Source organism: Amycolatopsis dongchuanensis (assembly GCF_039542405.1).
GTDB classification, from domain to species: domain Bacteria; phylum Actinomycetota; class Actinomycetes; order Mycobacteriales; family Pseudonocardiaceae; genus Amycolatopsis_E; species Amycolatopsis_E sacchari.
Genome location: NZ_BAABIB010000055.1, coordinates 25,711 through 50,961, shown reverse-complemented (window position 1 = coordinate 50,961; position 25,251 = coordinate 25,711). Strand labels below are relative to the sequence as shown.

At 70.9% G+C, this 25,251-nt stretch carries 26 protein-coding genes; 14 read left to right on the top strand and 12 right to left on the bottom strand.

Going from position 1 to position 25,251, the window contains the following annotated elements; genetic code table 11:
* Positions 1-13 precede the first annotated feature (13 nt).
* From ABFX51_RS12230 to ABFX51_RS12215, 4 genes are read left to right on the top strand one after another with little or no spacing between them, the layout of a single operon-like run.
* Positions 14-1,003: a branched-chain amino acid ABC transporter permease gene (locus ABFX51_RS12230; protein ID WP_091515646.1), complete on the top strand. Its 990-nt coding sequence runs from the start codon at positions 14-16 to the stop codon at positions 1,001-1,003.
* On the top strand, positions 1,000-2,061 hold the full coding sequence (locus ABFX51_RS12225) for a branched-chain amino acid ABC transporter permease (protein ID WP_346053775.1): 1,062 nt from the start codon (positions 1,000-1,002) through the stop codon (positions 2,059-2,061). The genes ABFX51_RS12230 and ABFX51_RS12225 overlap by 4 nt, the downstream gene beginning before the upstream one ends.
* Positions 2,058-2,948: an ABC transporter ATP-binding protein gene (locus tag ABFX51_RS12220; RefSeq protein ID WP_091515650.1), complete on the top strand. Its 891-nt coding sequence runs from the start codon at positions 2,058-2,060 to the stop codon at positions 2,946-2,948. Before ABFX51_RS12225 ends, ABFX51_RS12220 begins: the two co-directional genes overlap by 4 nt.
* A complete protein-coding gene (locus ABFX51_RS12215; RefSeq protein ID WP_428832468.1) occupies positions 2,935-3,648 on the top strand; it encodes an ABC transporter ATP-binding protein in 714 nt (237 codons plus the stop codon). Before ABFX51_RS12220 ends, ABFX51_RS12215 begins: the two co-directional genes overlap by 14 nt.
* A gap of 297 nt (positions 3,649-3,945) precedes the next feature.
* Here ABFX51_RS12215 and ABFX51_RS12210 read toward each other — a convergent pair whose 3' ends face one another.
* Genes ABFX51_RS12210 through ABFX51_RS12200 form a run of 3 tightly spaced genes read right to left on the bottom strand, consistent with a single transcriptional unit; the run spans position 3,946 to position 6,201 of the window.
* The gene (locus ABFX51_RS12210) at positions 3,946-5,358 is read right to left on the bottom strand and encodes an alpha/beta fold hydrolase (RefSeq protein WP_091516320.1); all 1,413 of its coding nucleotides are present in this window, start codon (positions 5,356-5,358) and stop codon (positions 3,946-3,948) included.
* A gap of 9 nt (positions 5,359-5,367) precedes the next feature.
* Positions 5,368-5,859, bottom strand: coding sequence for a ribonuclease E activity regulator RraA (gene rraA / locus ABFX51_RS12205; RefSeq protein ID WP_091516323.1), 492 nt, complete (start codon positions 5,857-5,859; stop codon positions 5,368-5,370).
* 48 nt (positions 5,860-5,907) lie between these two features.
* Positions 5,908-6,201, bottom strand: a complete 294-nt coding sequence (locus tag ABFX51_RS12200) for a hypothetical protein (RefSeq protein WP_177228997.1) — start codon at positions 6,199-6,201, stop codon at positions 5,908-5,910.
* Positions 6,202-6,378: 177 nt separating this feature from the next.
* Here ABFX51_RS12200 and ABFX51_RS12195 point away from each other — a divergent pair, with 177 nt between their 5' ends.
* Together ABFX51_RS12195 and ABFX51_RS12190 are read left to right on the top strand one after the other, a co-directional pair.
* Positions 6,379-7,107 carry a GAF and ANTAR domain-containing protein gene (locus ABFX51_RS12195; RefSeq protein WP_091516325.1) on the top strand — a complete coding sequence of 243 codons (729 nt, stop codon included), beginning with the start codon at positions 6,379-6,381 and terminating at the stop codon, positions 7,105-7,107.
* Entirely contained in the window at positions 7,104-7,841 is a 738-nt protein-coding gene (locus tag ABFX51_RS12190; protein WP_346053774.1) for an ANTAR domain-containing protein, read from the top strand. Before ABFX51_RS12195 ends, ABFX51_RS12190 begins: the two co-directional genes overlap by 4 nt.
* A 39-nt stretch (positions 7,842-7,880) precedes the next feature.
* Here ABFX51_RS12190 and ABFX51_RS12185 read toward each other — a convergent pair whose 3' ends face one another.
* From ABFX51_RS12185 to ABFX51_RS12170, 4 genes are all read right to left on the bottom strand, one after another.
* Positions 7,881-8,396, bottom strand: a complete 516-nt coding sequence (locus tag ABFX51_RS12185) for a lytic polysaccharide monooxygenase auxiliary activity family 9 protein (protein WP_346053773.1) — start codon at positions 8,394-8,396, stop codon at positions 7,881-7,883.
* A 127-nt stretch (positions 8,397-8,523) separates the two neighbouring features.
* Positions 8,524-9,228 (bottom strand): 3,4-dihydroxyphthalate decarboxylase, encoded by a 705-nt coding sequence (gene phtC / locus ABFX51_RS12180; protein ID WP_346053772.1) that lies wholly within the window; start codon positions 9,226-9,228, stop codon positions 8,524-8,526.
* A gap of 8 nt (positions 9,229-9,236) precedes the next feature.
* Positions 9,237-10,226, bottom strand: a complete 990-nt coding sequence (locus tag ABFX51_RS12175) for a substrate-binding domain-containing protein (RefSeq protein WP_346053771.1) — start codon at positions 10,224-10,226, stop codon at positions 9,237-9,239.
* Complete coding sequence (locus ABFX51_RS12170; protein WP_346053770.1) at positions 10,223-11,629, bottom strand: MFS transporter; 1,407 nt, start codon at positions 11,627-11,629, stop codon at positions 10,223-10,225. The genes ABFX51_RS12175 and ABFX51_RS12170 overlap by 4 nt, the downstream gene beginning before the upstream one ends.
* 93 nt (positions 11,630-11,722) lie before the next feature.
* Here ABFX51_RS12170 and ABFX51_RS12165 point away from each other — a divergent pair, with 93 nt between their 5' ends.
* Positions 11,723-12,301 (top strand): PadR family transcriptional regulator, encoded by a 579-nt coding sequence (locus ABFX51_RS12165; protein ID WP_091516338.1) that lies wholly within the window; start codon positions 11,723-11,725, stop codon positions 12,299-12,301.
* Positions 12,302-12,879: 578 nt separating this feature from the next.
* Here ABFX51_RS12165 and ABFX51_RS12160 read toward each other — a convergent pair.
* Positions 12,880-14,175, bottom strand: a complete 1,296-nt coding sequence (locus ABFX51_RS12160; protein ID WP_091516341.1) for a hypothetical protein — start codon at positions 14,173-14,175, stop codon at positions 12,880-12,882.
* 196 nt (positions 14,176-14,371) lie between these two features.
* Here ABFX51_RS12160 and ABFX51_RS12155 point away from each other — a divergent pair, with 196 nt between their 5' ends.
* Together ABFX51_RS12155 and ABFX51_RS12150 are read left to right on the top strand one after the other, a co-directional pair.
* The gene (locus ABFX51_RS12155) at positions 14,372-15,148 is read left to right on the top strand and encodes a crotonase/enoyl-CoA hydratase family protein (RefSeq protein WP_091516416.1); all 777 of its coding nucleotides are present in this window, start codon (positions 14,372-14,374) and stop codon (positions 15,146-15,148) included.
* 265 nt (positions 15,149-15,413) lie between these two features.
* Positions 15,414-16,022: an Rv1733c family protein gene (locus ABFX51_RS12150; protein WP_091516343.1), complete on the top strand. Its 609-nt coding sequence runs from the start codon at positions 15,414-15,416 to the stop codon at positions 16,020-16,022.
* 442 nt (positions 16,023-16,464) lie between these two features.
* Here ABFX51_RS12150 and ABFX51_RS12145 read toward each other — a convergent pair whose 3' ends face one another.
* Complete coding sequence (locus tag ABFX51_RS12145) at positions 16,465-17,091, bottom strand: alpha-ketoglutarate-dependent dioxygenase AlkB (RefSeq protein ID WP_091516346.1); 627 nt, start codon at positions 17,089-17,091, stop codon at positions 16,465-16,467.
* A 42-nt stretch (positions 17,092-17,133) separates the two neighbouring features.
* On the bottom strand, positions 17,134-18,324 hold the full coding sequence (locus ABFX51_RS12140) for an RtcB family protein (protein WP_346053769.1): 1,191 nt from the start codon (positions 18,322-18,324) through the stop codon (positions 17,134-17,136).
* A 43-nt stretch (positions 18,325-18,367) separates the two neighbouring features.
* Here ABFX51_RS12140 and ABFX51_RS12135 point away from each other — a divergent pair, with 43 nt between their 5' ends.
* A complete protein-coding gene (locus ABFX51_RS12135) occupies positions 18,368-19,534 on the top strand; it encodes an LCP family protein (protein ID WP_245783419.1) in 1,167 nt (388 codons plus the stop codon).
* Here the strand turns inward: ABFX51_RS12135 and ABFX51_RS12130 are convergent.
* Positions 19,531-20,346, bottom strand: coding sequence for an alpha/beta fold hydrolase (locus tag ABFX51_RS12130; RefSeq protein ID WP_346053768.1), 816 nt, complete (start codon positions 20,344-20,346; stop codon positions 19,531-19,533). The genes ABFX51_RS12135 and ABFX51_RS12130 overlap by 4 nt on opposite strands.
* Before the next feature lie 38 nt (positions 20,347-20,384).
* On the opposite strand from ABFX51_RS12130, the gene ABFX51_RS12125 reads away from it, so the two are divergent.
* Positions 20,385-20,897, top strand: a complete 513-nt coding sequence (locus tag ABFX51_RS12125) for a CGNR zinc finger domain-containing protein (protein WP_346053767.1) — start codon at positions 20,385-20,387, stop codon at positions 20,895-20,897.
* 59 nt (positions 20,898-20,956) lie between these two features.
* On the opposite strand, the gene ABFX51_RS12120 is transcribed toward ABFX51_RS12125, so the two are convergent.
* Complete coding sequence (locus ABFX51_RS12120) at positions 20,957-21,676, bottom strand: IclR family transcriptional regulator (protein WP_177228998.1); 720 nt, start codon at positions 21,674-21,676, stop codon at positions 20,957-20,959.
* A 132-nt stretch (positions 21,677-21,808) separates the two neighbouring features.
* Here ABFX51_RS12120 and leuC point away from each other — a divergent pair, with 132 nt between their 5' ends.
* The 3 genes from leuC to ABFX51_RS12105 all read left to right on the top strand — a co-directional run bounded on the left by leuC (position 21,809) and on the right by ABFX51_RS12105 (position 24,684).
* Complete coding sequence (leuC, locus tag ABFX51_RS12115; RefSeq protein ID WP_091516359.1) at positions 21,809-23,221, top strand: 3-isopropylmalate dehydratase large subunit; 1,413 nt, start codon at positions 21,809-21,811, stop codon at positions 23,219-23,221.
* 19 nt (positions 23,222-23,240) lie between these two features.
* Positions 23,241-23,840 (top strand): 3-isopropylmalate dehydratase small subunit, encoded by a 600-nt coding sequence (gene leuD / locus ABFX51_RS12110; protein ID WP_091516361.1) that lies wholly within the window; start codon positions 23,241-23,243, stop codon positions 23,838-23,840.
* Positions 23,841-24,060: 220 nt separating this feature from the next.
* Positions 24,061-24,684 carry an HU family DNA-binding protein gene (locus ABFX51_RS12105; RefSeq protein WP_346053766.1) on the top strand — a complete coding sequence of 208 codons (624 nt, stop codon included), beginning with the start codon at positions 24,061-24,063 and terminating at the stop codon, positions 24,682-24,684.
* Positions 24,685-25,251 lie beyond the last annotated feature (567 nt).

Below are 25,251 nucleotides of genomic sequence, written 5' to 3'. Positions count from 1 at the left end.
CGGGAACCCGCAGATGAACGCGTTCTCCACAGACAGCTGGATCCAGTTCGACGTGCCGGGGCTGGCCGAGCAGTTCTGGAACAACACCGTCGACGGCCTGGCGCAGGGCGGTATCTACGCCCTCATCGCGCTCGGCTACACCCTGGTGTACGGGGTGCTCAAACTGATCAACTTCGCGCACTCGGAAGTGTTCGTGGTCGGGGCGTTCGCGACCTGGATCACGTTCTGGCTGCTGGGTTTCCGGGCGGGGACCACACCTGAGCTGCCCCTGCTCGAGGTCATCGGGTTCCTGCTCGTCGCGTGCGTCGCCGCGATGGCGGCGTCGGGGGCGACGGCCGTCGCGCTCGAACGGGTCGCCTACCGGCCGTTGCGGAAGCGGAACGCGCCGCGGCTGGTCTTCCTGATCACCGCGATCGGCGCGTCCTTCGCGATCCAGCAGACGCTGAAGCTGATCTTCGGGTTGAACCAGCAGCCCCAGATCCGCCTGCTGCAGCCCCAGCCGCTGTTCCGCGTGTTCGGCGCGGTCGTCACGAACATCCACCTGGTGCTGTTCCTCGCGGCGGTCCTGCTGTGGTTCGTGGCGGACTACTTCGTGAACAAGACCCGGCTGGGCCGCGGGATCCGTGCGGTGGCGCAGGATCCGGACACCGCGACGCTGATGGGGGTGAACAAGGAACGCGTGATCGTGGTGACGTTCCTGGTCGGTGGTCTGCTGGCCGGTGCGGCGGCGTTGTTCTACATGATGAAGATCCCGCAGGGCGCGATCTACAACGGCGGTTTCCTGTTGGGTATCAAGGCGTTCACGGCCGCGGTGCTCGGCGGTATCGGCAACCTGCGTGGTGCGCTGCTGGGTGGTTTCGTGCTCGGGCTGGTCGAGAACTACGGGCAGTCGCTGTTCGGCGGGGAGTGGAAGGACATCGTGGCGTTCGTGGTGCTGGTGATCGTGCTGATGTTCCGCCCGACCGGAATCCTGGGCGAGTCGCTGGGGAAGGCACGGGTATGAGCATCAGGGAGCGCTGGAACAGCCTGTCCCGGCCGGCGCAGTGGGGCATCCTGGTCCCGCTGCTGGTCCTGATCTACTTCCTGCCGGTGCTGAACCCGCCGATCATCGCGACGACCGGCACCGACTTCCCCACGGCGATGTTCGACGTGGCCCGCTACGCGCTGGTCGCGGTGGGGCTGAACGTGGTCGTCGGGCAGGCGGGCCTGCTGGACCTGGGTTACGTCGGGTTCTTCGCGGTGGGGGCGTACGTGGCGGCGTTGTTCACGTCGCCGAACTCCTCGCTGCACAAGCTGCCGTACCTGTGGACGCTGCCGCTGGCGATGGTGATCACGATGATCTTCGGGATCATCCTGGGCACGCCCACGTTGCGGCTGCGGGGCGATTACCTCGCGATCGTGACCCTGGGCTTCGGGGAGATCATCCGGCTGCTGGCCGACAACGTCACGCCGCTGCGCGGTCAGTCCGGCTTCGAGCGGGTCGGGACGAACAATGCGGGGCAGCCGTTCTACGACAACGCCACCGCCTGGTACTGGCTCACGGTGACGATCATCGTGGGAATCCTCTTGCTGGTCGGGAACCTGGAACGGTCCCGGGTGGGGCGCGCGTGGGTCGCGATCCGGGAGGACGAGGACGTCGCCGAGATCATGGGGGTGGCGACGTACAAGTTCAAGATCTGGGCGTTCGTGATCGGCGCGGCGATCGGTGGGCTGTCCGGGGCGTTGTATGCGGGCAAGCTGGGTTTCGTGAACAACCAGTCGTTCGACGTGGTCACCTCGATGCTGTTCCTGGCTGCGGTCGTGCTGGGTGGTGCCGGGAACAAGGTGGGTGTGCTGCTGGGGGCGGTGGTGGTGGCGTACCTGCCGCTGCGGTTCGTGCAGATCGCCGAGTACAACTACCTGATCTTCGGGATCGCGTTGATCATCCTGATGATCTTCCGGCCGCAGGGGCTGCTGGGCGCCCGGCAACGCTTGCTGGCCAAGGGGCGGCAGGCGTACCAGCGCCTCGTCGGCCGCGGTGAGCAGATCAGCGGGGACAGCGCGATGACGGAGACGCGATGAACGAGGACACCGAGATCCTGTACCACACGGGCGAACTCGACGCGCGGCTCCGGCACGAGGCGGAGGTCGCCGAGGCCGTCGCGCCGGACCGGCACATTTCCGCGCGCTTCGGGGAGACGTTGCTGCAGCTCACCGACGTGACGATGCGGTTCGGCGGGCTGACGGCGCTGGACCGCGTGTCCTTCGGCATCCGGCGTGGCGAGATCCTCGGCCTGATCGGGCCGAACGGCGCGGGTAAGACGACGTGCTTCAACGCGATGAGCGGTGTGTACCGGCCGACGTCGGGTCAGGTGCTGCTGGAGGGCAAGCCGCTGGGCAAGTCCTCGCGGCACGGCATCACGCAGCTCGGCATCGCCCGCACGTTCCAGAACATCCGGCTGTTCGGGGAGATGACCGCGCTGGAGAACGTGGTCGTCGGCGCGGACGCGCGTGCCAAGACGAGTGTGCTGGGGGCGTTGTTGCGCTTGCCACGGCACCACCGCGAGGAGCAGGAGGCGGTGGACCGGGCGATGGCGTTGCTGGAGTTCGTGGGCATCGCCGACCGCGCGGCGGACAAGGCGAAGAACCTGCCGTATGGCTACCAGCGTCGGCTGGAGATCGCGCGGGCGCTGGCGACCGAGCCGAAGCTGTTGTGCTTGGACGAGCCTGCGGCGGGGTTCAACCCGGCGGAGAAGGAAGAGCTGATGCAGCTCATCCGCAAGATCCGCGCCGACGGGTACACGGTGTTGTTGATCGAGCACGACATGAAACTCGTCATGGGCGTGACGGACCGGATCGTGGTGCTGGAGTTCGGGAAGAAGATCGCGGAGGGGCTGCCGGCGGAGATCCGGGAGAACCCGGCGGTGATCGCCGCGTACCTGGGGGTGCCTGACGATGACGTTGCTTGAGCTGTCCGGGGTTTCGGTGCACTACGGCCGCATCCAGGCGGTGTCGGAGCTGTCGATCACGGTGGGTCAGGGCGAGATCGTGGCCTTGATCGGCGCGAACGGCGCCGGCAAGTCCACCACGATGCGCGCGATCTCGGGTATCCGCCCGTTGTCGGCGGGTCGTATCACCTTCGCGGGCGAGGACATCACGCGGTTGCGGGCGGATCTGCGGGTGGTGCGGGGGATCTCGCAGGTGCCGGAGGGCCGGGGGGTGTTCCCGGGGATGACGGTGGCGGAGAACCTGGACATGGGCGCGTACGCGCGCAAGGACCGCAAGAACCTGGGTGCGGATCTGGAGCGGGTGTTCGCGTTGTTCCCGCGGTTGAAGGAGCGGCGGTCGCAGGCGGGGGGCACACTGTCGGGTGGTGAGCAGCAGATGCTGGCGATCGGGCGGGCGCTGATGGCCAAGCCGAAGCTGTTGCTGCTGGACGAGCCGTCGATGGGGCTGGCGCCGCAGTTCATCGCGCAGATCTTCCGGATCATCACCGAGATCAACCAGCAGGGCACGACGGTGTTGCTGGTGGAGCAGAACGCGCAGCAGGCGCTGTCGCGGGCGCACCGGGCGTACGTGCTGGAGACCGGCCGCATCACCCGCGCCGGCACCGGCCGGGAGCTGCTCGCGGATGCCGGTGTGAAGGAGGCCTACCTCGGGGTCGCCTGACGGCGGTGAGGTGGGGCGGTGCCGCGAAGGCGGCGCTTCCGCCTACCCGGCCGAGCCGGTGCCGCCAAAAACCTCGTGGCACGGCCACTGCCGTGAAGGCCGCCACCGCCTCCGGGGATGTGGCGGCCCCTCGACTACCGGGCCATGCCGCCAAGGCAGCGCGGCATCCACCCGCCCCCGCGCCCGTGCCGCCAAGACCTCCCGCTCCCGGCCCCGCCACCGCTGACCAGCGCCCCCGCCCCTACTGCCTCCGCTGACCACCGCCCCCGCCACCCGCGCCACCACGGCGAGGCCCCGTCACCCCACCGAAGCCCGCCGGAACTCCGCGCGCCACAGGTCCAGTTCCTCCACCCGCACGAGAGCCAGCCCGCCCGCGGCGAACGCCTCCACCTCCTCGCGGGTCAGCGGCCACGGCGGCCCCGCCTGCTCGCCCTCGTCCCGCCGCGCGATGACGAGCAGCGTGCCGCCCGGCGCCACGAGCGACGCCACCGCCGCCGTGGCCGCCGCGCGGTGCGTGCGGGGGAGCGCCTGCACCGTGAAGTTCTCCACCACCAGGTCGAAGGCGCCCACGAGCTCCGCAGGAAGCGCCAGCAGGTCCGCCACCCGGTAGTCCACTGTGGACTCCGGGTACCGCTTCGCCGCCACCTCGATCGCCGTCGGGGAGACGTCGAACGCCGTGGTGGCCCAGCCCAGCTCCGCGAGGTACTCGGCGTCCGCGCCCAGCCCGCAGCCGACCACCACCGCCCGTCCGCGTGCCGTCCGCTCCCGCGCCCAGTCCACGAGCAGCGGCGAGGCGCTTCCGCGGTCCCACGGCATCGGCACCTCCCCGGCCACTCCCGCCGAGTACAGCCGGTCGAACCAGCCCGTCGGATCGTCGCAGGCGATGGACCGTGCTGCGAGCCGTCCGGCCTGTGCGTCCCAGCCGCCCGAGGTGTGCCGCAACAGCGCGGGCACCACGGTGTCCCACGAGGACGGCGGTGGCATCTGGTGACCGACACCGTCGAGCGGCAGCAACTCGGCACCGGGGATCTCGCGTGCAAGCGCTTCCGCGTGCTCGAAGGGGAACAGCGGATCGGCCGTGCCGTGGACGACCAGTGTGGGCACCGCGATCTCGCCCAGCCTGTGCCGCACCGGCTCCGGCGGTTCGATCAACGCGTGGTTGGACGCGCACGCCAGCCCACCGGACCGCGCGATCACGCGCTCGGCCACGGCACGCGTGCGGGCTTCGTCGAAGTACGCGGGCGCGGCGAGTTGCCGTTCGAACTCCACCAGGTGCTCCGCGGTCGAGGGCATGGGCTGCACGGCGAAGTACTCCTCCAGCCGCGGGGACATCGGCGGCAGCCCCGCCCAGCCAGGGCTGGTGGAGATCAACGTCAGCGACTCGACCCTGGCGGGGTGGCGCACCGCGAGGTGCTGCGCGATCGTCCCTCCCATGGAGACACCGACGACGTGCGCGCGCTCGATCCCGTACTCGCCGAGCACCCGCAACGCGTCGGTGACCAGGTCGTCGAAGCCGTACCCCGGCTCACCCGGCGGGTAGTGCACGGACTCGCCGGTGTCGCGGTGGTCGTAGCGCAGCACGAACCGGGCGCCCTCGGCGAGCCGCCGGCAGAAGGCGGGATCCCACCAGTCCATCGTCGCGCCCCCGCCGCCGATGAGCAGGATCGCCGGATCCCGGGGTTCGCCGAACGCGTCGCTGCGCAGATCCATTCCCCGACACTAGGGACGGGACGGCAGCAGCACCACCCCGTCGTCGTCCGAATACAGGACGTCACCCGGATGGAACGTGATCCCGCCGAACCCGACCGGGACGTCCACCGCGCCCGCCCCGGCCTTGCTGCTCTTGCGCGGGTTCGTGCCCAGCGCCTTGATCCCGATCGGCAGCCCCGCGAGCACCGCGCTGTCGCGCACGGCACCGTTGATCACCAGCCCGGCCCAGCCGTTGTCCACGGCCGCCTTCGCGATCAGGTCCCCGGTCAGTGCGCTGTGCAGCGAACCGCGCCCGTCCACGACGAGGACGGCCCCCTCGCCGGGCGTGTTCAGCAGCTCCTTGACGAGCCCGTTGTCGTGGTAGCAGGAAACGGTCCGCACCGGGCCGGTGAAGGCCCGGTGGGCGCCGAACTGCCGGAACTGCGTGTCGCAGACCTGGAGCCGGTCCCCGTGCTCGTCCACCAGGTCCGCGGTGCTGAAGGAAGGTGTCACGGCCGCCATGATGCCCGATCGGCCACGACGGCGCGGGTCATGGTCCTCAGTAGACGGTCAGCGGAAGAACAGCCGGGCGACGAGACCCGTGACGACGACCCAGAAGATCGCGGCGAGCCCGTAGTTCACCAGCACGGCCAGCTGCGGGTTGTCGATGGGGAACAGGCCGGGGAAGAACAGGGCCAGCGGTTCCGCGATCGCGCGGATGAAGCGCGTGAAGGCGTTGCCCGCGTTGGCGCCCAGCAGGATCAGCAGGATGTAGATCACTTCGATGAGGGCGAACACGGCCCCGACGCCGGTGACGATCCTGGCGGCGGAGGCGCGGCCCGAGTATGTTCGTGTCCTGGTCATACCGGAGAAATTCCTCCCCTGGCCGGGTGAGAAACTCCCGTGGGGGCCAAATACTCCGTTCGTCGGCGGCCACTGCTCCATCCGCTCCAGCGCCGCCGGGATCCGCGCGGCCCCCGGAACTACTGTAGGTATTGTTCAGCCACCCTGGCCGGAGGACATCGAGGCGGTACGCGGGAGATGAACCAGGACAGGGCGGCCAGGGTCTGGTCGTCCATCGTCGAGTGCGCACGTCGGGAAGCCGCTGCCCTGTCACTGCGGCACGCGTGCCTGGCCTGCGCGGAGGCCGTCTCGGCCGATGCGGCGGTGTTGTTGCTGACCAGTAGTCTGCAGACGGGGCATCTCGTGTTCGCCACGAACCCACTTGGCGAGGAGCTGGTGGAGCTGCAGACCACATCGGGACAGGGTCCGGCGCTGGACGCCGCCGGCGGGTTCGGCCCTGTCCTCGTGCCGGACCTCGCGAGCGCCGAGAGCCGGGCCCGGTGGCCGGGCTACGCCCCCGAAGCGGTGCGGGCCGGCGCGCGGGCGCAGTTCTCCATCCCGCTGAGGATCGGTGCGGTGCGGGTGGGCGCGCTGGACCTCCACCGTCGTGAGGCGCGCGACCTGACCCCTGATGCACTGGCGGACACGATCGTCTACGCCGACGCCGCGCTCGCGATCGTCCTCGACAGCAGGGCGGGGACGAACGGTGGGGAAAGCGGGGAAACCTTCTTCGGACACGGGGCCGAACTCCACCAGGCCGCGGGCATGGTGTCGGTGCAACTCGGAGTACCGGTGGGGGAGGCCATGGTGCGGCTGCGCGCACACGCATACGCTCGCGGTGAGCGACTGGGGGCGGTGGCGAAGGCGGTTGTGCAGCGCCGGCTCAGGTTCGCTCCCAGTGACAAGTCCGAAGGGGAGCACCGATGAGCGGGCCCGACACGAGGGTGACACGGGTGTTCGTCGAACTCGCCGACACCCTGGTCGCCGACTTCGACCTGATCGACTTCCTGCACGGGCTGGCCGCCCGCTGCGTCGAGTTGCTCGCGGTCGACGCGGCCGGGCTGCTGCTGGCGGACGCGCACGGGGTCCTCAACGTCGTCGCCGCGTCCGACGAGCAGGCCCGGCTGCTGGAACTGCTGCAGCTGCAGAACGAGGAGGGCGCCGCGATCGACTGCTACCGGCTGGGCCGCCCGGTGCAGTGCGCCGACCTGAGCCAGGCGCAGCAGTGGCCGAGTTTCTCCCGCGCCGCGCAGGAGGCGGGCTACCAGGCCGTGGTGGCCGTGCCGATGCGCCTGCGGGACGACATCGTGGGCGCGGTGAACCTGTTCGCGGCCACGGCAGGCGAGCTGGGTGAGGAACGGATCAGCGTCGGGCAGGCGCTCGCGGACATCGCGACCATCGGCATTCTGCACGAGCGGACCCTGCGGCGGCACGAGGTGCTGGTCGAGCAGCTGCAGACCGCGCTGACCAGCCGGATCACGATCGAACAGGCCAAGGGGGTGCTCGCCGAGCGGCTCGGCATCGGTGTGGAGGACGCGTTCGTCGCGTTGCGGCTCTACGCCCGCAGCCACCGCCGCCGGCTCGCCGAGGTCGCGCTGTCCGTCGTGGAGCGGCGGCCGGAGGGTGACGACGTCGTGGCGGCGTACCTGCGCGCGCACTGAGGGCCGCGCCCGGTTGCCCGGCCGCGGCCCTCGTTCCGCTCAGCCGATCTGCAGGTCCACGCAGGAGTAGAACGCGTTGGTGGTGTCGGCGATGTTCCAGACGGCGAGCAGTTTCTGCTTGCCGCTGAAGCCGCCGAGGTTCACGCTGTGCGACACCGTCGTCGGAGGCTGTGCGTTGCCGCCGTCGACCGTCTGGACGAGCGTGTCGCCGATGTAGTACTCCCAGTTGCTGGTGCGGTGCGCCGCGGTCATCGTCCACGTGAACGTGACCGTCCTGCCGACCGACGTCACCCGCCAGCCCTTGGCGTCGTCGTCGAGTTCGGCGAAGCGGGTGTTGCCGCCGCTGCAGCTGCGCAGCCCCTTGGGTCCTTCGACGCTCTGCGGCTCGTACTTGATGTCGCCGCACGCGACGATGCCCTGCGCGCACTGCGCCTGGCGGCTCGGCGGGGAGTTGATGTAGCCGTGCGCGCTGGCGACGCCTGCAGGCAGTGCGAGCGCGACGAGCGGGGCGAGTGCCGCTCCGGCGACGAGGGTCCTGACGTGTTTCCCGAACATGGTCGCGCCTCCTCTTCCGCTGGCTGCGGGACGGAGTTGTCTGAACCTTTGTGGTCTAGACCATAATGCCCGGTAATGGGACGGTCAAGTACCGTGATGGTGGAAATTCCCCTACTTCCCTTGCGGGTCAATGGATCTTGACCGAGGCGAGCAACGCGCGCCACTGCGCGCCGGTGGTGAAGGCGGGCCCGAGGTCGGGCAGTTCGGCCAGATCCGCGTCACTGACCGGCGGCACGTCCGCGCCCAGCCGGTCCAGCTCCAGCGTCACGCGCGCCAGCATTTCGAGCGCGATCGTGCGCACCACCGCCTCCTCGACGCTCGCCCCGGTCACCGTCACCCCGTGCCCGCGCAGCAGGCACACCGGCCGGTCACCCATCGCCGCCAGCATCTCCTCCGCCAGCTCCCGCCGCCGGATCAGCACCGACCTCGGGTACACGGGCACGCCGCCGGCGGCCAGGCGCATACCGGGGATGTCGAACGCGCCGTAGACCGGCCGCAGCGGCAGGCCCGCGAGCCCGCACACGAGCAGCGCGGGCGGGTGCGCGTGCACCACCGCACCCACCTCCGGCCGGGTGCGCAGCACCTCGGTGTGGATCGGCAGCTCGTTCGGCACCCGCCATTCGCCGAGGTCGTCGCCCCGCCCGTCCAGGTCGACGAGCCGCACGTCGGCGGGTTCGGTGTACCGCAGCCCGCGCTCGCGAGGGCCACGGGTGCGCACCAGGAGGTGGCCGGAGTCGACGCGAGCGCTGACGTGGCCCAGTATCCCGTCCACGACACCGTGTGCGGCCAGCACCTGGCACGCGTCCGACACCGTCTGCCGCAGTTCGTCCACAGTGGACCTCACAGCTTGAACGAGTCGGCGGCGGAGGCCAGCACGATCTCCTCCGCCGTGCGGAGCCGGGAGGCCAGCCCCTGCTCGTGCGAGTAGCGGGCGAACGTCTCCAGCACGTGCCGGTTGCGCTCCAGGCCGTAGTCCCAGTAGCCGGGGCCCAGCACCTCCAACGTCTCCGCGAGGTGCTGCTGCAGCCACGGCAACATCACCTTGAACGCGTTGCGGTGGTGCAGATCCGCGTACGCCACCTCCAGCGAGCGCGTGAACGCCTTCGTGAGCGAGCGCGCGAGCCACGGGTGCCGCTCGTGCAGCTCGCGCCGCAGCACCACGGTGTGCATGATCGGGAAGATCCGCGTCCGGCGGTAGTAGTCCTTCTCCACCGCCGCGAAGTCCTCGAACAGGTGCCGCACGGTGGGCACGCGGCCGAAGCACGACGGCTGCGTGGCGCTGTAGATCGCGTCGAGCTCGCCGTCGGCCAGCATCGCGGACAGGGTCTGCCCGGGGCCGATCGGCGTGACGCTGACCGAGTCCGGCAGGTTCAGCGCGATCTTCTCCGACCGGCCGGGTTCCTCGACGCCGCCGGTGAAGTACCGCACCGAGTCCACCGGCACGCCGTACTCCTCGGCGAGGATCCCGCGCTGCCACACGCACGCGGTCAGCTGGTACTCGGGCAGCCCGACCCGCTTGCCGACGAGGTCCTGCGGGCGCTCGATGCCGCTCGCGGTGTTGATGTAGATCGACTGGTGCCGGAAGACGCGCGACGGGAACACCGGCAGCGCGACGAACGGCGGGTCGTCGCGGTCCAGTGTGAGCAGGTAGGAGGACAGGCTCATCTCGCTGACGTCGAACTCCTGGTACCGCAGCTGCCGGTAGAAGGTCTCTTCGACGGGCAGGGACAGGAAGTTGAGGTCGACGCCCTCCGGGCGGACGCGCCCGTCCTGCAGCGCGTGCATCCGGTCGTAGTCCCAGCAGGCGAAGGACAGCTGGAGGCGGGTCATGCGGATACTCCTTCGAGGTCGGGAACGGGGGTGGACCGGCGCCGGGCGAGCGGCACGCACAGCAGCAGCGCGACGAGCGCGCACAGCCCGCACACGGCGAACCCGGCGAGGTAGGAACTGAGCGCCGGGGTCCCGGCGGGGGTGGTGAGGCTCGCGAACAGCACCCCGGCGACGGCGCTGCCGCTCGCGTTGCCGACGGCGTACATGACGACCGAAAGTCCCAGTGCGATCCCGGATTCGGCGGCGGGCACGGCACGCAGCACGAGCAGTTGCGTGGCGGCGAGCGCGACCGCGAGGCCCATCGAGTCGAAGCCGAGTGACACGATTTCGACCACCGGCACAGCGTGCCCCAGCGCGAAACCGGCGAAGCCGACCGTGATGGCGGCGAACCCGAGCGCCGACGTGAGCACGAGCCCGCGGGGCCGGGCCGCGCGCAGCACGACGATGCCGAGCACGCTGCCGACGGCCTGGGGCAGCGCGAACCAGCCCGCGGTCAGGCTGCTCCAGCCGTAGCCGAAGCCGGACGAGACGGGGGTTTGCGCGAGGCGGGTGACGGCGGAGAGCGAACCGTAGATGCCGAAGGCGATCAGGAAGGTCATCGCGTAGGGGAGCGCGACCTGGGGGCGCAGCAGGTACGAGACGTCGATGAGCGGTGTGCGGGCGGTGCGTTCGCGCCACCACCACAGCGCGCCGAGCGCGACGCCGCCGGTCAGCAGGCCCAGCACCTGCGCCGAACCCCAGCCCCACGACGGTCCCTGGCTGAGGCCGAGCAGCAGCGTGACGAGCGCGAGGGTGAGCAGCACGGCGCCGGGCACGTCCAGCCCGCCGCGGGCGCGCTCGGGCGAGTCGCGGACGAACACCGCGGTCGCGGCGAGCCCCAGCAGGCTCGCGACCGCGCCCGCCACGAAGAAGAGGTGCCAGTTCTGCGGGTGGATGCCGACGATCGCGCCCAGCAGCAGGCCGCCCGCGATGCCGAGGCCCGTCCCGACGTGGATCGCGCTGATCGCGGTGTGCGCCTGTTTCGGGGGCAGCGTGTCGCTCGCGATCGCCTCGGGCAGGGCCAGCATGGGCAGTTGCGCGCCGATGAGGACGCGGCCGAGCAGGACGAGCGGGAGGTTCGTGGCGAAGCTGTCGATCAGGCAGCCGGCGAGTACGAGCGCCATCGCCAGCAGGATCACGGGTTTCTTGCCGATCAGGTCGGCGAGGCGGGTGAGGACGGCGAGGAAGACGGCGCCGGAGAGCAGGCCGGATGTCAGGATCCAGGACGTGCCCGCGGCGGAGGCGTGCAGTGCCTTGCCGATCGCGGGGAGGAGGGGCAGGAGGCCGACCTGCATGAGCTGCAGGGCGAAACCGAGGTAGGTCAACGTGACGACGGCGGCGCGGCCGTTCGCGGGTGCGCTCATGGGAGGAACTCCGATCGTCGATGATCGAGCGAGCCGTACGCTAGCACAAGTACGTAAGCATTTACGTATGAAGTTACATATTTGGAGGCCCCGATGTCCCTGCGCCACGCGCTGCTCGCCCTGCTCGAGGCCGGGCCGATGACGGGGTACGAGCTCGCGAAGCAGTTCGACCAGTCGGCGGACCGCGTCTGGCACGCGCCGCACCCGCAGATCTACACGGAGCTGCGGAAACTGGAGCGCGAGGACCTCGTGGCAGCGGACGAGGTGGCGCGGGGGACGAAGGCGGTGAAGCGGGCGTACCGGCTGACGGAGGCGGGGGAACGCGAGCTGCGGAGGTGGGTGTCGGAGGTCGAAGCGCCGTCACCGGTTCGTGACGCGGCCTACCTGAAGGCGACGTACTTCGAGTACGCGGACCCCGAGGTGGTGCGGCGGCAGTTCGAGGCGCACCGGGCGCACCACCAGGAGCAGCTGCACCGGTGGGAGCGGCACGCGGCGCAGCTGCGGGCGCGGGAGACGGAGCTGCTGCAACGCCGCCTGGCGCACGCCCCGCAACCCCAACACGAGGCGATCGTCGCGTACAAGGTCCACGTGTACGAGGGCATGGCGGAGCGCGCCAGGGCGGAAATCGCCTGGGCCGAGCGAGGACTGGCACTGGTGGAGAAGTTGGGGTGAGGGGGGTGGGGGCTTCGGGCGGAGCCCGGGGTGGCTGGGCTTCAGGCGGGTTTGGCGCGCTGCGGGTTGGGCTTCGGGCGGGTTTGGCGCGCTGGTCGGTCGGCTTTCGGGCGGCTGGGGTTTGGGGCCGGAGGGCTTCGGGCGGGTTCGGGTGTGCTGGGGGCTGGGCCTCAGCACGGCAGGGCTTCGTTCGGGTTTCGTGGCAGGACTTTGGTGGCGGTTAGCGCCTCCGAGCATCCTGGCTTCGGGGCGGAGGTCAGGGCGGCAGGACGTTGCCCGGAGTTCGGGGCGACCAGTCGCGGGCTCTGCGATGGCGCCACGCGAGTCGGCGCGGGTTGCCGTTGAGGCGGTTCGCGCGGGGACGGAGTTTCCGGTCATCGATCGGTTCGGTGACCGGGTAGTGCCAGTCGGAGGAATCGGGTCTTCGCGCTGGCGCCTTTCCCGTCCCTTGGCGGCAGTCGCGCGGGCGTGGTTCCGCGCTGGCGCCCCTCGGCCCCGCGGCTGATGGCCATGCATCGGCCGAGGCTCAGCGTTCGCGTGGGTGGGCCTTCGCCGCTGCGCAGCCGCTGAACGTCCCGTCAGTCGAGGTCGGCGAGGCGCTTCTCCGCTGCCGAGGCGGTGCGCTTGGCGGACGTGAGTGCCTTCCGCGCGGCGGAGACCTCTGCTCGGAGTGCACGTTCGATCTGGGTCGCTTCCGCGAGCTGCGCCCGGAGATCGGCCACGGCGTCGGCTGCTTCCGCGGCCCGCTGCTCCGCCTCGGAAAGGGCTTCCTCGGCCGCTTCCCGTGCCTCGATCGCCGCGGCCGCCTCGTCGCGGATGGCTTGGCGGCGGGCCTCCTCCGCGCGCTCTCGCTGCCGGGCCGCTTCCGCCTGCTTCCGCTCGGTCTCTCGCTGCCGGTCGGCCGCTCGCTTGCGGTCGGTTTCCTGCCGCTTGCCGGTGGCTCGCTTGCGGTCGGTTTCTCGCCGCTGGTCGGTGCGCGCCTGCTTCCGCTCGGTCTCCCGCTGCCGGTCAGCGGTCGCTCGCTTGCGGTCGGTTTCCTGCTGCCGTTCGGTGGCTCGCTTTCGCTTGGTCTCCCGCTGCTGGTCGGTGGTTCCCTTGCCGTCGGTCTCCCGTCGCCGGTCAGCGGTCGCTCGCTTGCCGTCGGTTTCCTGCTGCCGGTCGGTGGCTCGTTTTCGCGTGGTCTCCCGCTGCTGGTCGGTGGTTCCCTTGCCGTCGGTCTCCCGTCGCCGGTCAGCGGTCGCTCGCTTGCCGTCGGTCTCCTGCGTCCGCTGGGTGGTGCCCCGCTTCCCGGCGCGGTCCGGCCGCTCCGTGGCGCCCTGCTTCCCGGCGCGCTCCCGCCGCCCCTCCGCCCCGCCGGCGTCCCGCGTCCGGGTGCTGCCCGGCTCCGGGAGCACCGCCGCCGTCAGCCATTGTTCCGGCGTGCCGGGCGCCAGTGCGGCGCTCAACCGAGCGGCGCGGACCGCCTCCAGCGCTTGTTCGTCCGACACCGCGGCTTCGAAGGTGTCATCGATCTGCCTGCTCGTCGCGTCGCTGTAGGTGTAGGCCGCCTTGCGCGCCAGCCACTGCGCCCGCTTGTTCAGCAAGCCGATCAGCTCGTGCCGCCGCCGCGACAACGTCCGCAGCTCGTCCCCCGCCAGCGACTGGTGCGCCGCCCGCAACGCGGCACCCACCTCCGCCAGCCGGTCGATCTCCTCCGGGCAGTTCCGGCTCACCTGGTTGACCAGCCACGCCGCCACCGTCGGCTTGCGCAGCCCCGCGATCCGGTCCGCCAGCGCGCGATCCGGCCGCGCCTGCTTCGCCCGCTCGTCCCGCAGCGCGGTGAAGTCCTCCCGCTTCGCGGCGAACAGCTCGTCCGACACCGTCTCGAAGTCCATCGCGCCCAGTCAAGCACGATCCCGGTGCCTACGCCCCGCAGCCGATTGGCATAGACCACGACTCTTTCGGGTGACGACGTTGTGCGGGGGCCGCGCAACCCGGAACGTTCGTGCGAAAGCCGCGAAAAGGGAAGGAAGTTCTCACGAAATCCTCGCGGAAAAGGGAAAACGGCAACGCCTGCTAGTGTCGGTCCTCATGAGCGAGGCAGCCGTCCGCGTCGAACGCCGTGGCCCCGTCACCACGGTCGTCCTGCACCGCCCCGAAGCCCGCAACGCCGTCGACCGACCGACGGCCGAAGCCCTCCGGCAGGCCTTCGAGGACTTCGACGCCGACCCGGACGCCTCCGTCGCCGTCCTCTGGGGCGATGGCGGCACGTTCTGCGCCGGCGCCGACCTCAAGGCCATCGGCACGGACCGGATGAACCGCCTCGCTCCCGACGGTCCCGGTCCGATGGGCCCGACCCGCCTGCGCCTCGGCAAGCCCGTCATCGCCGCCGTCGCAGGTCACGCCGTCGCCGGCGGCCTGGAACTGGCCTTGTGGTGCGACCTCCGCGTCGCGGCGGAGGACGCTGTCTTCGGGGTGTTCTGCCGCCGCTGGGGAGTGCCGCTGATCGACGGCGGCACCGTCCGCCTGCCCCGCCTCATCGGGGAGAGCCGGGCGATGGACCTCATCCTCACGGGCCGCCCCGTCGAGGCCGCCGAAGCGCTTCAGATGGGCCTGGTGAACCGCGTCGTGCCCGCCGGCGAGGAGCGGGCCGCGGCCGAGGAACTGGCCGCCGCGATCGCCCGGTTCCCGCAGACCTGCCTGCGTCACGACCGCCTGTCCGTGCTCGACCAACAGGGCCTGCCCGAGGCGGAAGCGCTTTCCCGGGAATGGGAGCACGGAATGGCGTCGTTCGCGGCGGACGCGGCCGCCGGGGCGAACCGTTTCGCGGCCGGAGCGGGCCGCGGCGGATCATTTTCGGATATTTGAGCGAAAGCGCGTTCGAAATACTTCTGGTCACGGTGGGTCACCAGCGAGGGGCATGCTTTCGGACGATGTCGGCGCGCGGGGCGGGTCCGTGCCAGCATGGGCCGGATGGTGATCTTTCCCGCGCGGGCACGGCAAAGTCCGCGATTGTGACCCGTTGCTCAAAGCGGTGTTGGTCTCGTTCGCGAGCCTTTCGGGTACTCGCGCGGCAAAGTGGGTATTGCCATGGGTGTTCGCCACGTAAGCTGGGAAAGGGGGACTGGGGACCGTGAACGGACCATTCGGGCGTACAGCCCGATTCTGGCGCCGTATCCACCTTGGTCGTAATCCGCTGGCCAGACGCTCCGACCGCGTCGAGGCCGTCGTGCTGCTGGTCGCCGTACTGGGGTTGCTCATCGCGCTGCCGCTCGCCGCGCTCGTCGGGACCAACACCTATCGCGGGCAGCTCGCCGTTTCCGCGCAGCAGCAGGCCTCGCGCCACCTCACCACCGCGACCCTCGTCGAGAACGCCCCGACGCCCGTGCCCGCCACCGACGGCGCCTACCTGAGCGCGAACGGCGGCACCACCGGCACGCACGCCCGCTGGACCCTTCCGGACGGGGCCGAGCGGGTCGGCACCGTCGCCGCGGATCCGGGTTCGCCTGCCGGGACGCGGGTGCCCGTGTGGCTGTCGGACGCCGGAAACCCCGTGCCCGCGCCGATGACCTCCTCCGACGCCACGACGACCGGGATCCTCGCCGGGATCTTCGCGTGGCTGGTGGTCGCGCTGGGGCTCACCGCGGTGTACTGGAGCGTGCGCCTCGTCCTGGACCGCCGTCGCGCCGTGCACTGGGAGCGGGAGTGGCAGTACGCGGGAGAACGCTGGGCTCGTTTCTGAGCCGTCGCGCGGTGACGTGGGGGGCTGGGGCCCTGCGGTGTGGACTGTGGGTGATGACTGTCGGGACCGCGGCCTCCGGGTGATGTGGGGTCACGGGGGCTGAAGACGCCGCGGTGCGGGACTTCGCGGATGGATGCCCGAGCCGGTGCTGTCGAGTGGGGAAGCGCCCCGGTGGGCCGTGGGTTTCGGGACCGCGGTCTCCGGTGACATGGGGGATCAGGAGAGGCGGGCATCCCGCCTGGAGCGGCGCGTGCCCGCACTGCGGGCGGGCGCACGCGGGGCGCGTGACGCCGCGCCCCGCCGGAAACTCGCCGTGCGGCCGCCCGAAACCTGCCGTGCCCCGTCGGAAACCCGGCGTACCCCGTCGGAAACTCGCCGTGCGCCGCCCGAAACCCGCCGCGCCCCGCCGGAGACCCGCCGCGCCGCACCCCCGAAACCGCCCCTAACGCACCCCCCGCGGCCGGAACTGGATGCTGATCCGCGGCCCGACCGGCTTGCCCGTCTTGGGAATCGCGTGCTCCCAGGTCCGCTGGCACGAACCGCCCATGACGATGAGGTCGCCGGGGCCCAGGGCCTGCCGGATGGTCTGCCCGCCGCCACGCGGCCGCAGCAGCAGGCTCCGTGGCGAACCCACCGACAGGATCGCCACCATCGTGTCCTCACGGGAACCGCGGCCGATCGTGTCCCCGTGCCACGCCACGCTGTCCCTGCCGTCCCGGTACAGGCACAGCCCCGCCGTGCGGAACGGCTCCCCGAGCTCGGCCGCGTAGTGCTCGCTCAGCGCCGACCGCGCCTCCACCAGCACGGGATCCGGCAGCTCGTCCTGCTCCCCATAAAAACTGAGCAGCCGCGGCACGTCGACGACCCGGTCGTACATCCGGCGCCGTTCGGCGTGCCACGGCACGCGCTCCATCAGCCGTTCGAACACCGTGTCCGCACCACGCAGCCAGTCGGGCAGCACGTCGATCCACGCGCCGTCACTCAGCGGCGTGCGCCGGATCGCCGACAGCGGCCGGAGCGACGTCTCGTCGGTCTGCCCGAACAGCGAGCACTGGAGTCCCACGGTCATGTCCGCCAGTGTACCCGCTGTTCGAACACCTGTGCGAACTTTTCACCCCTTCACGCACACCACCTGCTTGAGGTGCGCCACCACCTCGACCAGATCGGTCTGCGCGGCGATCACGGACTCGATGTCCTTGTACGCCGCGGGGATCTCGTCCACGACACCCGCGTCCTTGCGGCACTCGACCCCGCTCGTCTGAGCGGCGAGGTCCGCTTCGGTGAACGTCTTGCGCGCCTTGGTCCGCGACATCCGCCGTCCCGCGCCGTGCGACGCCGACAGGAACGACGCCTCGTTGCCGAGCCCGCGCACGATGTAGGACCCGGTGCCCATGCTGCCCGGGATGATCCCCAGATCACCCGAGCCCGCGCGGATCGCGCCCTTGCGGGTCACCAGCACGTCCACCCCGTCGTACGTCTCCTCCGCCACGTAGTTGTGGTGGCACGAGATCGGCTCGTCGAACCGCACGCCCGGCACCTCGTCCGCGAGCGCCCGCTGCACGAGCGCGACCATCGCGGCCCGGTTGCGCGCCGCGTAGTCCTGCGCCCAGAACAGGTCCCTGCGGTACGCGGCCATCTCCGGCGTGCCCGCGACGAACACCGCGAGGTCCCGGTCCGGCAGATCGGCGTTGTGCGGCAGGCGGCGCGCGATGTCGATGTGCCGCTTCGCCAGCTCGTTGCCGATCCCGCGCGAGCCGGAGTGCAGCATCAGCCACACGCGGCCCTCGTCGTCCCCGCCCTGTTCCAGGCAGACCTCTATGAAGTGGTTGCCACCACCGAGGCTGCCGAGCTGGGCCCGCGCGCGGTCACGCAGGTTCTGCACCCCCGCGTGCAGTTCCCCGAAGGACGACCAGAACTCGTCCCAGCCGCCGACACCGGGCACCCGCGCCGGGTTCACCGGGGTCTTGTGCATCGCGAACCCCACGGGCACCGCCGATTCGATCCGGCGGCGCAGCCTGCCGAGGTCGTCGGGGAGGTCGCTCGCGGTCAGGGAAGTGCGCACCGCGCTCATGCCGCACCCGATGTCGACGCCGACCGCGGCGGGGGAGACGGCGTCACGCATCGCGATGACACTGCCGACCGTCGCGCCCTTGCCGTAGTGGACGTCCGGCATCACCGCGAGACCGTGCACCCACGGCAGGTTCGCGACGTTGCGGAGCTGCCGCATCGCGGCGTCCTCCACCGACGACGGGTCGGCCCACATCCTGATCGGTACCCGCGCGCCTTCCAGTGCGGCGTGCATCTTCGTTTCCTCTCCTCGGCTACTGCTTCTTCACGGTATCCGCATGCGGCAACTGGTTTGCTCGTTCCCGATGACCACGAAACGCGCCGGGCTGACGGTGGTCGCACTGGTGTCCCTGCTGGTGTTCGCCGCGACGGGCGTCGGCTGGAGCCAGGTGCACCGGCTGACCGCGGGACTGTCCACAGCCGACGTCCTCGACCCGGGTGCGGCGAGCACCACGGGCGAGCAGAACATCCTGCTCGTCGGCCTGGACAGCAGGACGGACGCGCAGGGCGAGCCGTTGCCCCGGAACCTGCTGGACCAGTTGCACGCGGGGGATTCGAGTGACGGCGGCGACAACACCGACACGATGATCCTCGTCCACATCCCCGCCGGCGGTGGGGCGGCGACGGCGTTTTCCATCCCGCGTGACTCCTATGTCCGGCTCGCGGGCGGTTTCGGCCGCCACAAGATCAATTCCGCCTACACCTACGCGCAGGTCGCGGCGGCGAACCGGTTGCGGGCCCAGGGAGTCACGGGCGCGCAGCTGAACGTCCAGGCGGCGCAGGCGGGGGCGAAGAACGCGGTCCAGACCGTCGAGCAGCTGACCGGGCTGACGGTGACGCACTTCGCGTCGGTGAACCTCGTGGGCTTCTACGACATCAGCGAGGCGATCGGCGGGATTCCCGTGTGCCTCAACGCTCCTGTGCGCGATGCGTACTCCGGTGCGGACTTCCCGGCGGGTGAGCAGACGATCTCCGGCGCGCAGGCGCTCGCGTTCGTGCGGCAGCGGCACGGGCTGCCGAACGGGGACCTCGACCGGATCCGGCGGCAACAGGCGTTCCTGGCGAGCATGGCGCACACGGTGCTGGCCGCGGGAACCCTCACGGATCCGGCGAAGCTGACGAAACTCGTCGGCGCGCTCCAGCAGTCCGTCACGATCGACCAGGGGTGGGACGTCTTCTCCTTCGCCCAGCAGCTGCGGAACCTCAGCTCCGGGCAGATCCGGTTCGAGACGATCCCGGTCGGGAACACCGACCTCAAGACGTCCGACGGGGACGCCGTGCAGGTCGATCCCGCACAGGTCCAGGCCTTCGTCCAGCAGGCGACCGGCGGTGCCGCTCCGTCCACAGTGGCGCCGCCCACGACGGCGAGCAGGGTCACGTCACGGCCCGCGACGCCGCCAGCGGCGCCGCCCGTGACGGCCGGGAACGTGACGTGCGTCAACTAGTGTCCACTCAGGAACGGCAGGAGTGCCGCGGTCAACTGCGCCGGGGCGTCCTCCTGCACGAGGTGCCCGGCGCCTTCGACGCGGTGGAGCCTGCTCCCGGGGATCCGCGCCACGAGCCGCTCGCCGTGCTCGATGGGCAGCCACTCGTCCTGCTCGCCCCAGCACACCAGCACGGGTAGCGCCAGCGAGTCGTAGCGGTCCTCGATCTCACGGGTGTACCGCTCGTCCGCCTGCGCCACCTGGCGGTAGAACGCGGCCTGTCCCGTCGCGCCGAGCCACGGTTCGACGAGCCGGTCGCGCACGTCCGGCAGCAGGCCCACGGCACTGGCGCTGCTCACGTACTCCCGCACGAGAGCTCGGTGCAGATGCGGCGGCAACTGGTGGAAGACCGGGGCGTTCTCGCGGACGAGGCGGAAGAACGGGGTGCCCCACGTGCCCTGCGCGACGGCGTCGACGAGCGCGAGCCTGCCGTAGCGGGCGCCGTGCAGCAGCAGTGCGCGCAGCGCCACGGCGCCGCCGAAGTCGTGTGCGACCACGGCGGGGGAGTCCAGCCCCCAGTGTGCGAGGAGGTCGGCGAAGATCCGTCCCTGCGCGGCGAGCGACACGTCCTGCCCGTCGCGCTTCTCCGATGCGCCGTAGCCGAGCAGGTCCCAGACGAACACCTCGTGCGTGCCGGCGAGCGCCCGCGCCACGTTCCGCCACACGAAGGAGGAGAACGGGGTGCCGTGCAGCAGGACGACGGGCGGGCCCTCCCCGAGCCGGTCCCAGCGCACGGCGCCGTCAGGGGTGTCGAAGGTTCGCGTCAGCTCCATGGTTACCGACAATAGGGTTCAGGTGGTAACTTCGCCGGGTGAGCTACTCGCGGCCAGGAGCGCCGGGCGCACTGGCGCTGCTGGAAACCTTCTGCAACTCCGCGCGCTTCCTCTACGGGGAGGACGCGTTCGCCGACGTGCCGAGCGCGGAGAAGTGGCTGCGGGAGCACGGGATGCGCGTGCCGGCGCTCACCGAGCGCGAACTCCGGCGCCTCGTCGAGGTCCGCGAAGCCATCAGGGACCACCTCGGCGGCGAGTCCCCGGCCGTGCTCAACCGCCACGCCCGTGCGGTCTTCACGGCTCCCCAGTGGACTCCGGAAGGAACTCCCGTGCTGGCCGCCAAGGAGCGGGGCGGGCTCGTCGCGGACCTGCTGTCCGTGTTGTTCCTCGGCGACGTGACGGGGGAGACGGCGCGGCTCAAACCGTGCCGGGCGCCGGAGTGCCGGTGGGTGTTCTACGACCGCTCACCGGGCCGCAACAGCGTCTGGTGCAGCATGGACATCTGCGGCGCACGCCACAAGATGCGGGGCTACCGCGCCCGCCGGGGCTGAGGGCGCGAAAAGAGCGCGGGCGCGGCACCGGATGGCGCCACGCCCGCGGACGTTCCTCCTCATAGGCGTTCCTGCAGCCGTTCGGCGGCTTCGAGCAGATCGCTCGCCCAGCGGGCGCCGGGCTTGCGGCCGATGCGTTCCACCGGACCGGACACCGAGACCGCCGCGATGACCGTGCCCGAGGAATCCCGTACGGGCGCGGAAACACTCGCTACCCCCGGCTCGCGCTCGGCGACGCTTTGTGCCCAGCCGCGGCGGCGCACCTCCAGCAGCGTCCGTTCGCCGAACACCGCGTCCGCCAGGATCGCGCGCTGCGTGTGCGGATCCGCCCACGCGGCGAGGACCTTCGCGCCCGAACCGGCCGTCATCGGCAGCCGGGAGCCGACGGGCACGGTGTCCCGCAGCCCGCTGGACGGTTCCGCCGCGGCGACGCACACGCGCTGCACGCCGTCGCGGCGGTAGAGCTGCACGCTCTCGCCCGTGCTGTCGCGCAGCTTCGGCAGGACGGACCCGGCGGCGTCGAGCAGCGGATCCGCTGTGCCACCGGCGAGTTCCGCCAGCGCCGTGCCCGGCCGCCACCGGCCGTCGGGGCCGCGCCGCAGCAGCCGGTGGACCTCGAGGCCGACGGCGAGGCGGTGCGCGGTCGCCCGCGGCAGTCCTGTCCTGGTGCACAGTTCCGCGAGGCCGCACGGATCCTCGGCGACCGCCTGGAGCACGGCCACTGCCTTATCGAGCACACCGATACCGCTCTGCTGGTTCGAAGGGCTATGCTGTCCCACGAAGCGATATTAGCTTCCCGAATCATGGGAAGTCCACAATCTGGGAAACAACGAACTCGAGCTGCCCGCGCGCGGCTCGGCGGGCGTGGTCGAGTTCCTTTGCTCCCAACCAACCTCTTGGGAGGAGCGCAGATGACCGCCACACGGCCCCGCACGCTGGCCGAGAAGGTCTGGGATGCGCACGTCGTGCGCAAGGGCGAGGGCGCGGAGCCCGATCTGCTCTACATCGACCTGCACCTGGTGCACGAGGTCACCAGCCCGCAGGCGTTCGACGGGCTGCGGCTGGCAGGCCGCCCGGTCCGCCGTCCGGACCTCACGATCGCGACCGAGGACCACAACGTGCCCACGGTCGACATCGAGCTGCCCATCGCGGACCCGGTGTCCCGCACGCAGGTCGACACCCTTCGCCGCAACTGCAAGGAGTTCGGCATCCGGCTGCACCCGATGGGCGACGCGGAGCAGGGCATCGTGCACGTCATCGGCCCGCAGCTCGGCCTGACACAGCCGGGGATGACCGTGGTGTGCGGCGACAGCCACACCTCCACGCACGGCGCGTTCGGCGCGATGGCCTTCGGCATCGGCACCTCCGAGGTCGAGCACGTGCTCGCCACGCAGACGCTGCCGTTGCGGCCCTTCAAGACCATGGCGATCAACGTCGACGGGCAGCTCCGGCCGGGTGTTACGGCGAAGGACATCATCCTCGCCGTCATCGCGAAGATCGGCACCGGCGGCGGCCAGGGCTACGTGCTGGAGTACCGGGGCAGCGCGATCGAGGCGCTGTCGATGGAAGCCCGCATGACCATCTGCAACATGTCCATCGAGGCGGGCGCCCGCGCCGGGATGATCGCCCCGGACGAGACCACCTACGCCTACCTCAAGGACCGCCCGCACGCCCCCAAGGGCGCGGACTGGGACGCCGCGGTGGCGGAGTGGAACGAGCTGCGCACCGACGAGGGCGCGGAGTTCGACGCCGAGGTGCACCTCGACGCCGACAGCCTGACCCCGTACGTGACGTGGGGCACCAACCCGGGGCAGGGTCTTCCGCTGGGCGAAAGGGTGCCGGACCCGGAGACGATCGCGGACGAGAACGAGCGCTTCGCCGCCGAGAAGGCCCTGTCCTATATGGACCTGAAGCCGGGCACCCCGCTGCGCGAGATCAAGGTCGACACGGTCTTCCTCGGCTCCTGCACGAACGGCCGGATCGAGGACCTGCGGGCCGCCGCGAGCGTGCTGCAGGGGCACAAGGTGGCCGACGGGGTGCGGATGCTCGTCGTGCCGGGCTCGATGCGCGTGCGCCAGGCCGCCGAGGCGGAGGGACTGGACAAGGTGTTCCTCGACGCCGGTGCCGAGTGGCGGCAGGCGGGCTGCTCGATGTGCCTGGGCATGAACCCGGACCAGCTCAAGCCGGGTGAGCGCAGCGCGTCGACCTCCAACCGCAACTTCGAGGGCAGGCAGGGCAAGGGGGGCCGCACGCACCTCGTCTCGCCGCTCGTGGCGGCGGCCACGGCCGTCCGCGGCACCCTGTCCAGCCCCGAGGACCTCTGACCCGAAGGAGTCTCCCACCATGGAACCGTTCAAGACACACACCGGTGTCGGGGTGCCCCTGCGCCGGTCCAACGTGGACACTGACCAGATCATCCCGGCCGTCTACCTCAAGCGGGTCAGCCGCACCGGCTTCGAGGACGGCCTGTTCGCCGCCTGGCGGGGCGACGAGACCTTCATCCTCAACCAGGAGCCCTTCAAGGCGGGCAGCGTGCTGGTCGCCGGGCCGGACTTCGGCACCGGCTCCTCGCGCGAACACGCTGTCTGGGCATTGCTGGACTACGGCTTCCGGGTCGTCATCTCCGCCCGCTTCGCGGACATCTTCCGCGGCAACGCCGGCAAGGGGGGCCTGGTGGCCGCCCAGTGCGAGCAGATGGACGTCGAGCAGCTGTGGAAGATCCTCGAGAACGACCCCGGCACGGAGGTCACGGTGGACCTCGAGGAGAAGACCGTGCGGGCCAAGGACTTCGTCGCGAGCTTCTCGATCGACGACTACACCCGCTGGCGGCTGCTGGAGGGGCTCGATGACATCGCTCTCACCCTCCGCCACGCCGAGGAGATCGACGCGTTCGAGTCCCAGCGTCCCAACTGGAAGCCGGTGACTCTCCCGCAGGGGGCCTGACCGGCACGGATTCCCTGCTCAGCAAGGGAATCGGGAGCCCGAAACACCTCGCCGAACGGCGCGCGGAAGCCCCCCAGGGGGTCGCTCGGAGGGCGGAAAGCACGCCCCGAGCCGGAAAAAATTCCGCGCGCCGTTTGGAATTTCCGGCCGATTGGTAATACCGTGTGCGCAAGTCGGCCGAAGTGGCCGTGTGACAAGTAGTTCTTCATGGAGGACTGGAATGGCCAACAAGGCCCAGCTGATCGAGGCGCTCTCCGAGCGTTTGGGCGACAAGAAGGTTGCGTCGGAGGCCGTCGACGGTCTCGTCGACATCATCATCCGGACGGTCAACAAGGGCGAGAAGGTCAACATCACCGGCTTCGGGGTGTTCGAGAAGCGCGCCCGCGCCGCCCGCACCGCGCGCAACCCGCGCACCGGTGAGACCGTGAAGGTGAAGAAGACCAACGTGCCGGCCTTCCGCGCCGGAACCACGTTCAAGGATGTCATCAGCGGCGCGAAGAAGCTGCCGAAGGCCACCGCGGTGAAGCGTGCCACCGGCACCACCAGCCGCAGCACCGGCACCACGGCTTCGCGCGCCACCACCACGACGCGTGCCACCGGCACCCGCGCGACCGGCACCCGTGCCACCACGAGCCGCAGCACCACGGCGACCCGGCCCACCGCCACGCGCAGCACCACCACGCGCAGCACGCGGACCGCCGCCGCCACGAAGACCGCGGCGAAGTCCACCACGGCGAAGAAGGCGTCCACCGCCAAGGCGGCGCCGAAGGCCGCGGCCAAGACCACCGCGAGCAAGACCACGGCGGCGAAGAAGACCACCACTTCGCGCGCGAAGAAGAAGTAGCAGTAGCCCGTTCACTCGAACGGCGTCCCGGCAGGGCCCCCGCGATCCCTTTCGCGGGGGCCCTGCCGCGTTTCGGGGGCTGGCTTGGGAGTGGGGGACCGGGCGAGGGAAGCCGGGCGGGGCGGGGGAGCCGGACCGGGCGAGGGAAGCCCTGGGGAAGGGGAAGCCGGGCAGGGCTGGGAAGCTCGATGGGGTGGGCGCCGCCTGCAGGGCGGGAAGTCCGATGGGGCGGGGGAAGCTCCGCGGGGCGGGAAGACTGGCGGGGCGGGGCGGCGGAGGCCGACAGGCGGGGGAAGCCCAGTGGGCGGGGGAGCCGGACCGGGCGAGGGAAGCCGGGCGGGGCGGGGGAGCCGGACCGGGCGAGGGAAGCCCTGGGGAAGGGGAAGCCGGGCAGGGCTGGGAAGCTCGATGGGGTGGGCGCCGCCTGCAGGGCGGGAAGTCCGATGGGGCGGGGAAGCTCCGCGGGGCGGGAAGACTGGCGGGGCGGGGGAAGCTGGGTATGGCTGGGAAGCCCAATGGGGCGGGCGCCATGTGCAGGCCAGGAACCCCGCTGCGGAGAGGGAAGCC

What these genes read in the sequence shown, in the direction of transcription:
- ABFX51_RS12135 (WP_245783419.1), top strand. Translation starts at nt 18,368, where the DNA reads ATGCGGCAACTGGTTTGCTCGTTCCCGATGACCACGAAACGCGCCGGG.
- ABFX51_RS12195 (WP_091516325.1), top strand. Translation starts at nt 6,379, where the DNA reads ATGAACCAGGACAGGGCGGCCAGGGTCTGGTCGTCCATCGTCGAGTGC.
- ABFX51_RS12145 (WP_091516346.1), bottom strand. Translation starts at nt 17,091, where the DNA reads ATGACCGTGGGACTCCAGTGCTCGCTGTTCGGGCAGACCGACGAGACG.
- ABFX51_RS12225 (WP_346053775.1), top strand. Translation starts at nt 1,000, where the DNA reads ATGAGCATCAGGGAGCGCTGGAACAGCCTGTCCCGGCCGGCGCAGTGG.
- rraA (WP_091516323.1), bottom strand. Translation starts at nt 5,859, where the DNA reads ATGGCGGCCGTGACACCTTCCTTCAGCACCGCGGACCTGGTGGACGAG.
- ABFX51_RS12190 (WP_346053774.1), top strand. Translation starts at nt 7,104, where the DNA reads ATGAGCGGGCCCGACACGAGGGTGACACGGGTGTTCGTCGAACTCGCC.
- ABFX51_RS12185 (WP_346053773.1), bottom strand. Translation starts at nt 8,396, where the DNA reads ATGTTCGGGAAACACGTCAGGACCCTCGTCGCCGGAGCGGCACTCGCC.
- ABFX51_RS12175 (WP_346053771.1), bottom strand. Translation starts at nt 10,226, where the DNA reads ATGACCCGCCTCCAGCTGTCCTTCGCCTGCTGGGACTACGACCGGATG.
- leuC (WP_091516359.1), top strand. Translation starts at nt 21,809, where the DNA reads ATGACCGCCACACGGCCCCGCACGCTGGCCGAGAAGGTCTGGGATGCG.
- ABFX51_RS12165 (WP_091516338.1), top strand. Translation starts at nt 11,723, where the DNA reads ATGTCCCTGCGCCACGCGCTGCTCGCCCTGCTCGAGGCCGGGCCGATG.
- ABFX51_RS12140 (WP_346053769.1), bottom strand. Translation starts at nt 18,324, where the DNA reads ATGCACGCCGCACTGGAAGGCGCGCGGGTACCGATCAGGATGTGGGCC.
- ABFX51_RS12105 (WP_346053766.1), top strand. Translation starts at nt 24,061, where the DNA reads ATGGCCAACAAGGCCCAGCTGATCGAGGCGCTCTCCGAGCGTTTGGGC.
- ABFX51_RS12170 (WP_346053770.1), bottom strand. Translation starts at nt 11,629, where the DNA reads ATGAGCGCACCCGCGAACGGCCGCGCCGCCGTCGTCACGTTGACCTAC.
- ABFX51_RS12230 (WP_091515646.1), top strand. Translation starts at nt 14, where the DNA reads ATGAACGCGTTCTCCACAGACAGCTGGATCCAGTTCGACGTGCCGGGG.
- ABFX51_RS12220 (WP_091515650.1), top strand. Translation starts at nt 2,058, where the DNA reads ATGAACGAGGACACCGAGATCCTGTACCACACGGGCGAACTCGACGCG.
- ABFX51_RS12215 (WP_428832468.1), top strand. Translation starts at nt 2,935, where the DNA reads ATGACGTTGCTTGAGCTGTCCGGGGTTTCGGTGCACTACGGCCGCATC.
- ABFX51_RS12155 (WP_091516416.1), top strand. Translation starts at nt 14,372, where the DNA reads ATGAGCGAGGCAGCCGTCCGCGTCGAACGCCGTGGCCCCGTCACCACG.
- leuD (WP_091516361.1), top strand. Translation starts at nt 23,241, where the DNA reads ATGGAACCGTTCAAGACACACACCGGTGTCGGGGTGCCCCTGCGCCGG.
- ABFX51_RS12200 (WP_177228997.1), bottom strand. Translation starts at nt 6,201, where the DNA reads ATGACCAGGACACGAACATACTCGGGCCGCGCCTCCGCCGCCAGGATC.
- ABFX51_RS12210 (WP_091516320.1), bottom strand. Translation starts at nt 5,358, where the DNA reads ATGGATCTGCGCAGCGACGCGTTCGGCGAACCCCGGGATCCGGCGATC.
- ABFX51_RS12160 (WP_091516341.1), bottom strand. Translation starts at nt 14,175, where the DNA reads ATGGACTTCGAGACGGTGTCGGACGAGCTGTTCGCCGCGAAGCGGGAG.
- ABFX51_RS12130 (WP_346053768.1), bottom strand. Translation starts at nt 20,346, where the DNA reads ATGGAGCTGACGCGAACCTTCGACACCCCTGACGGCGCCGTGCGCTGG.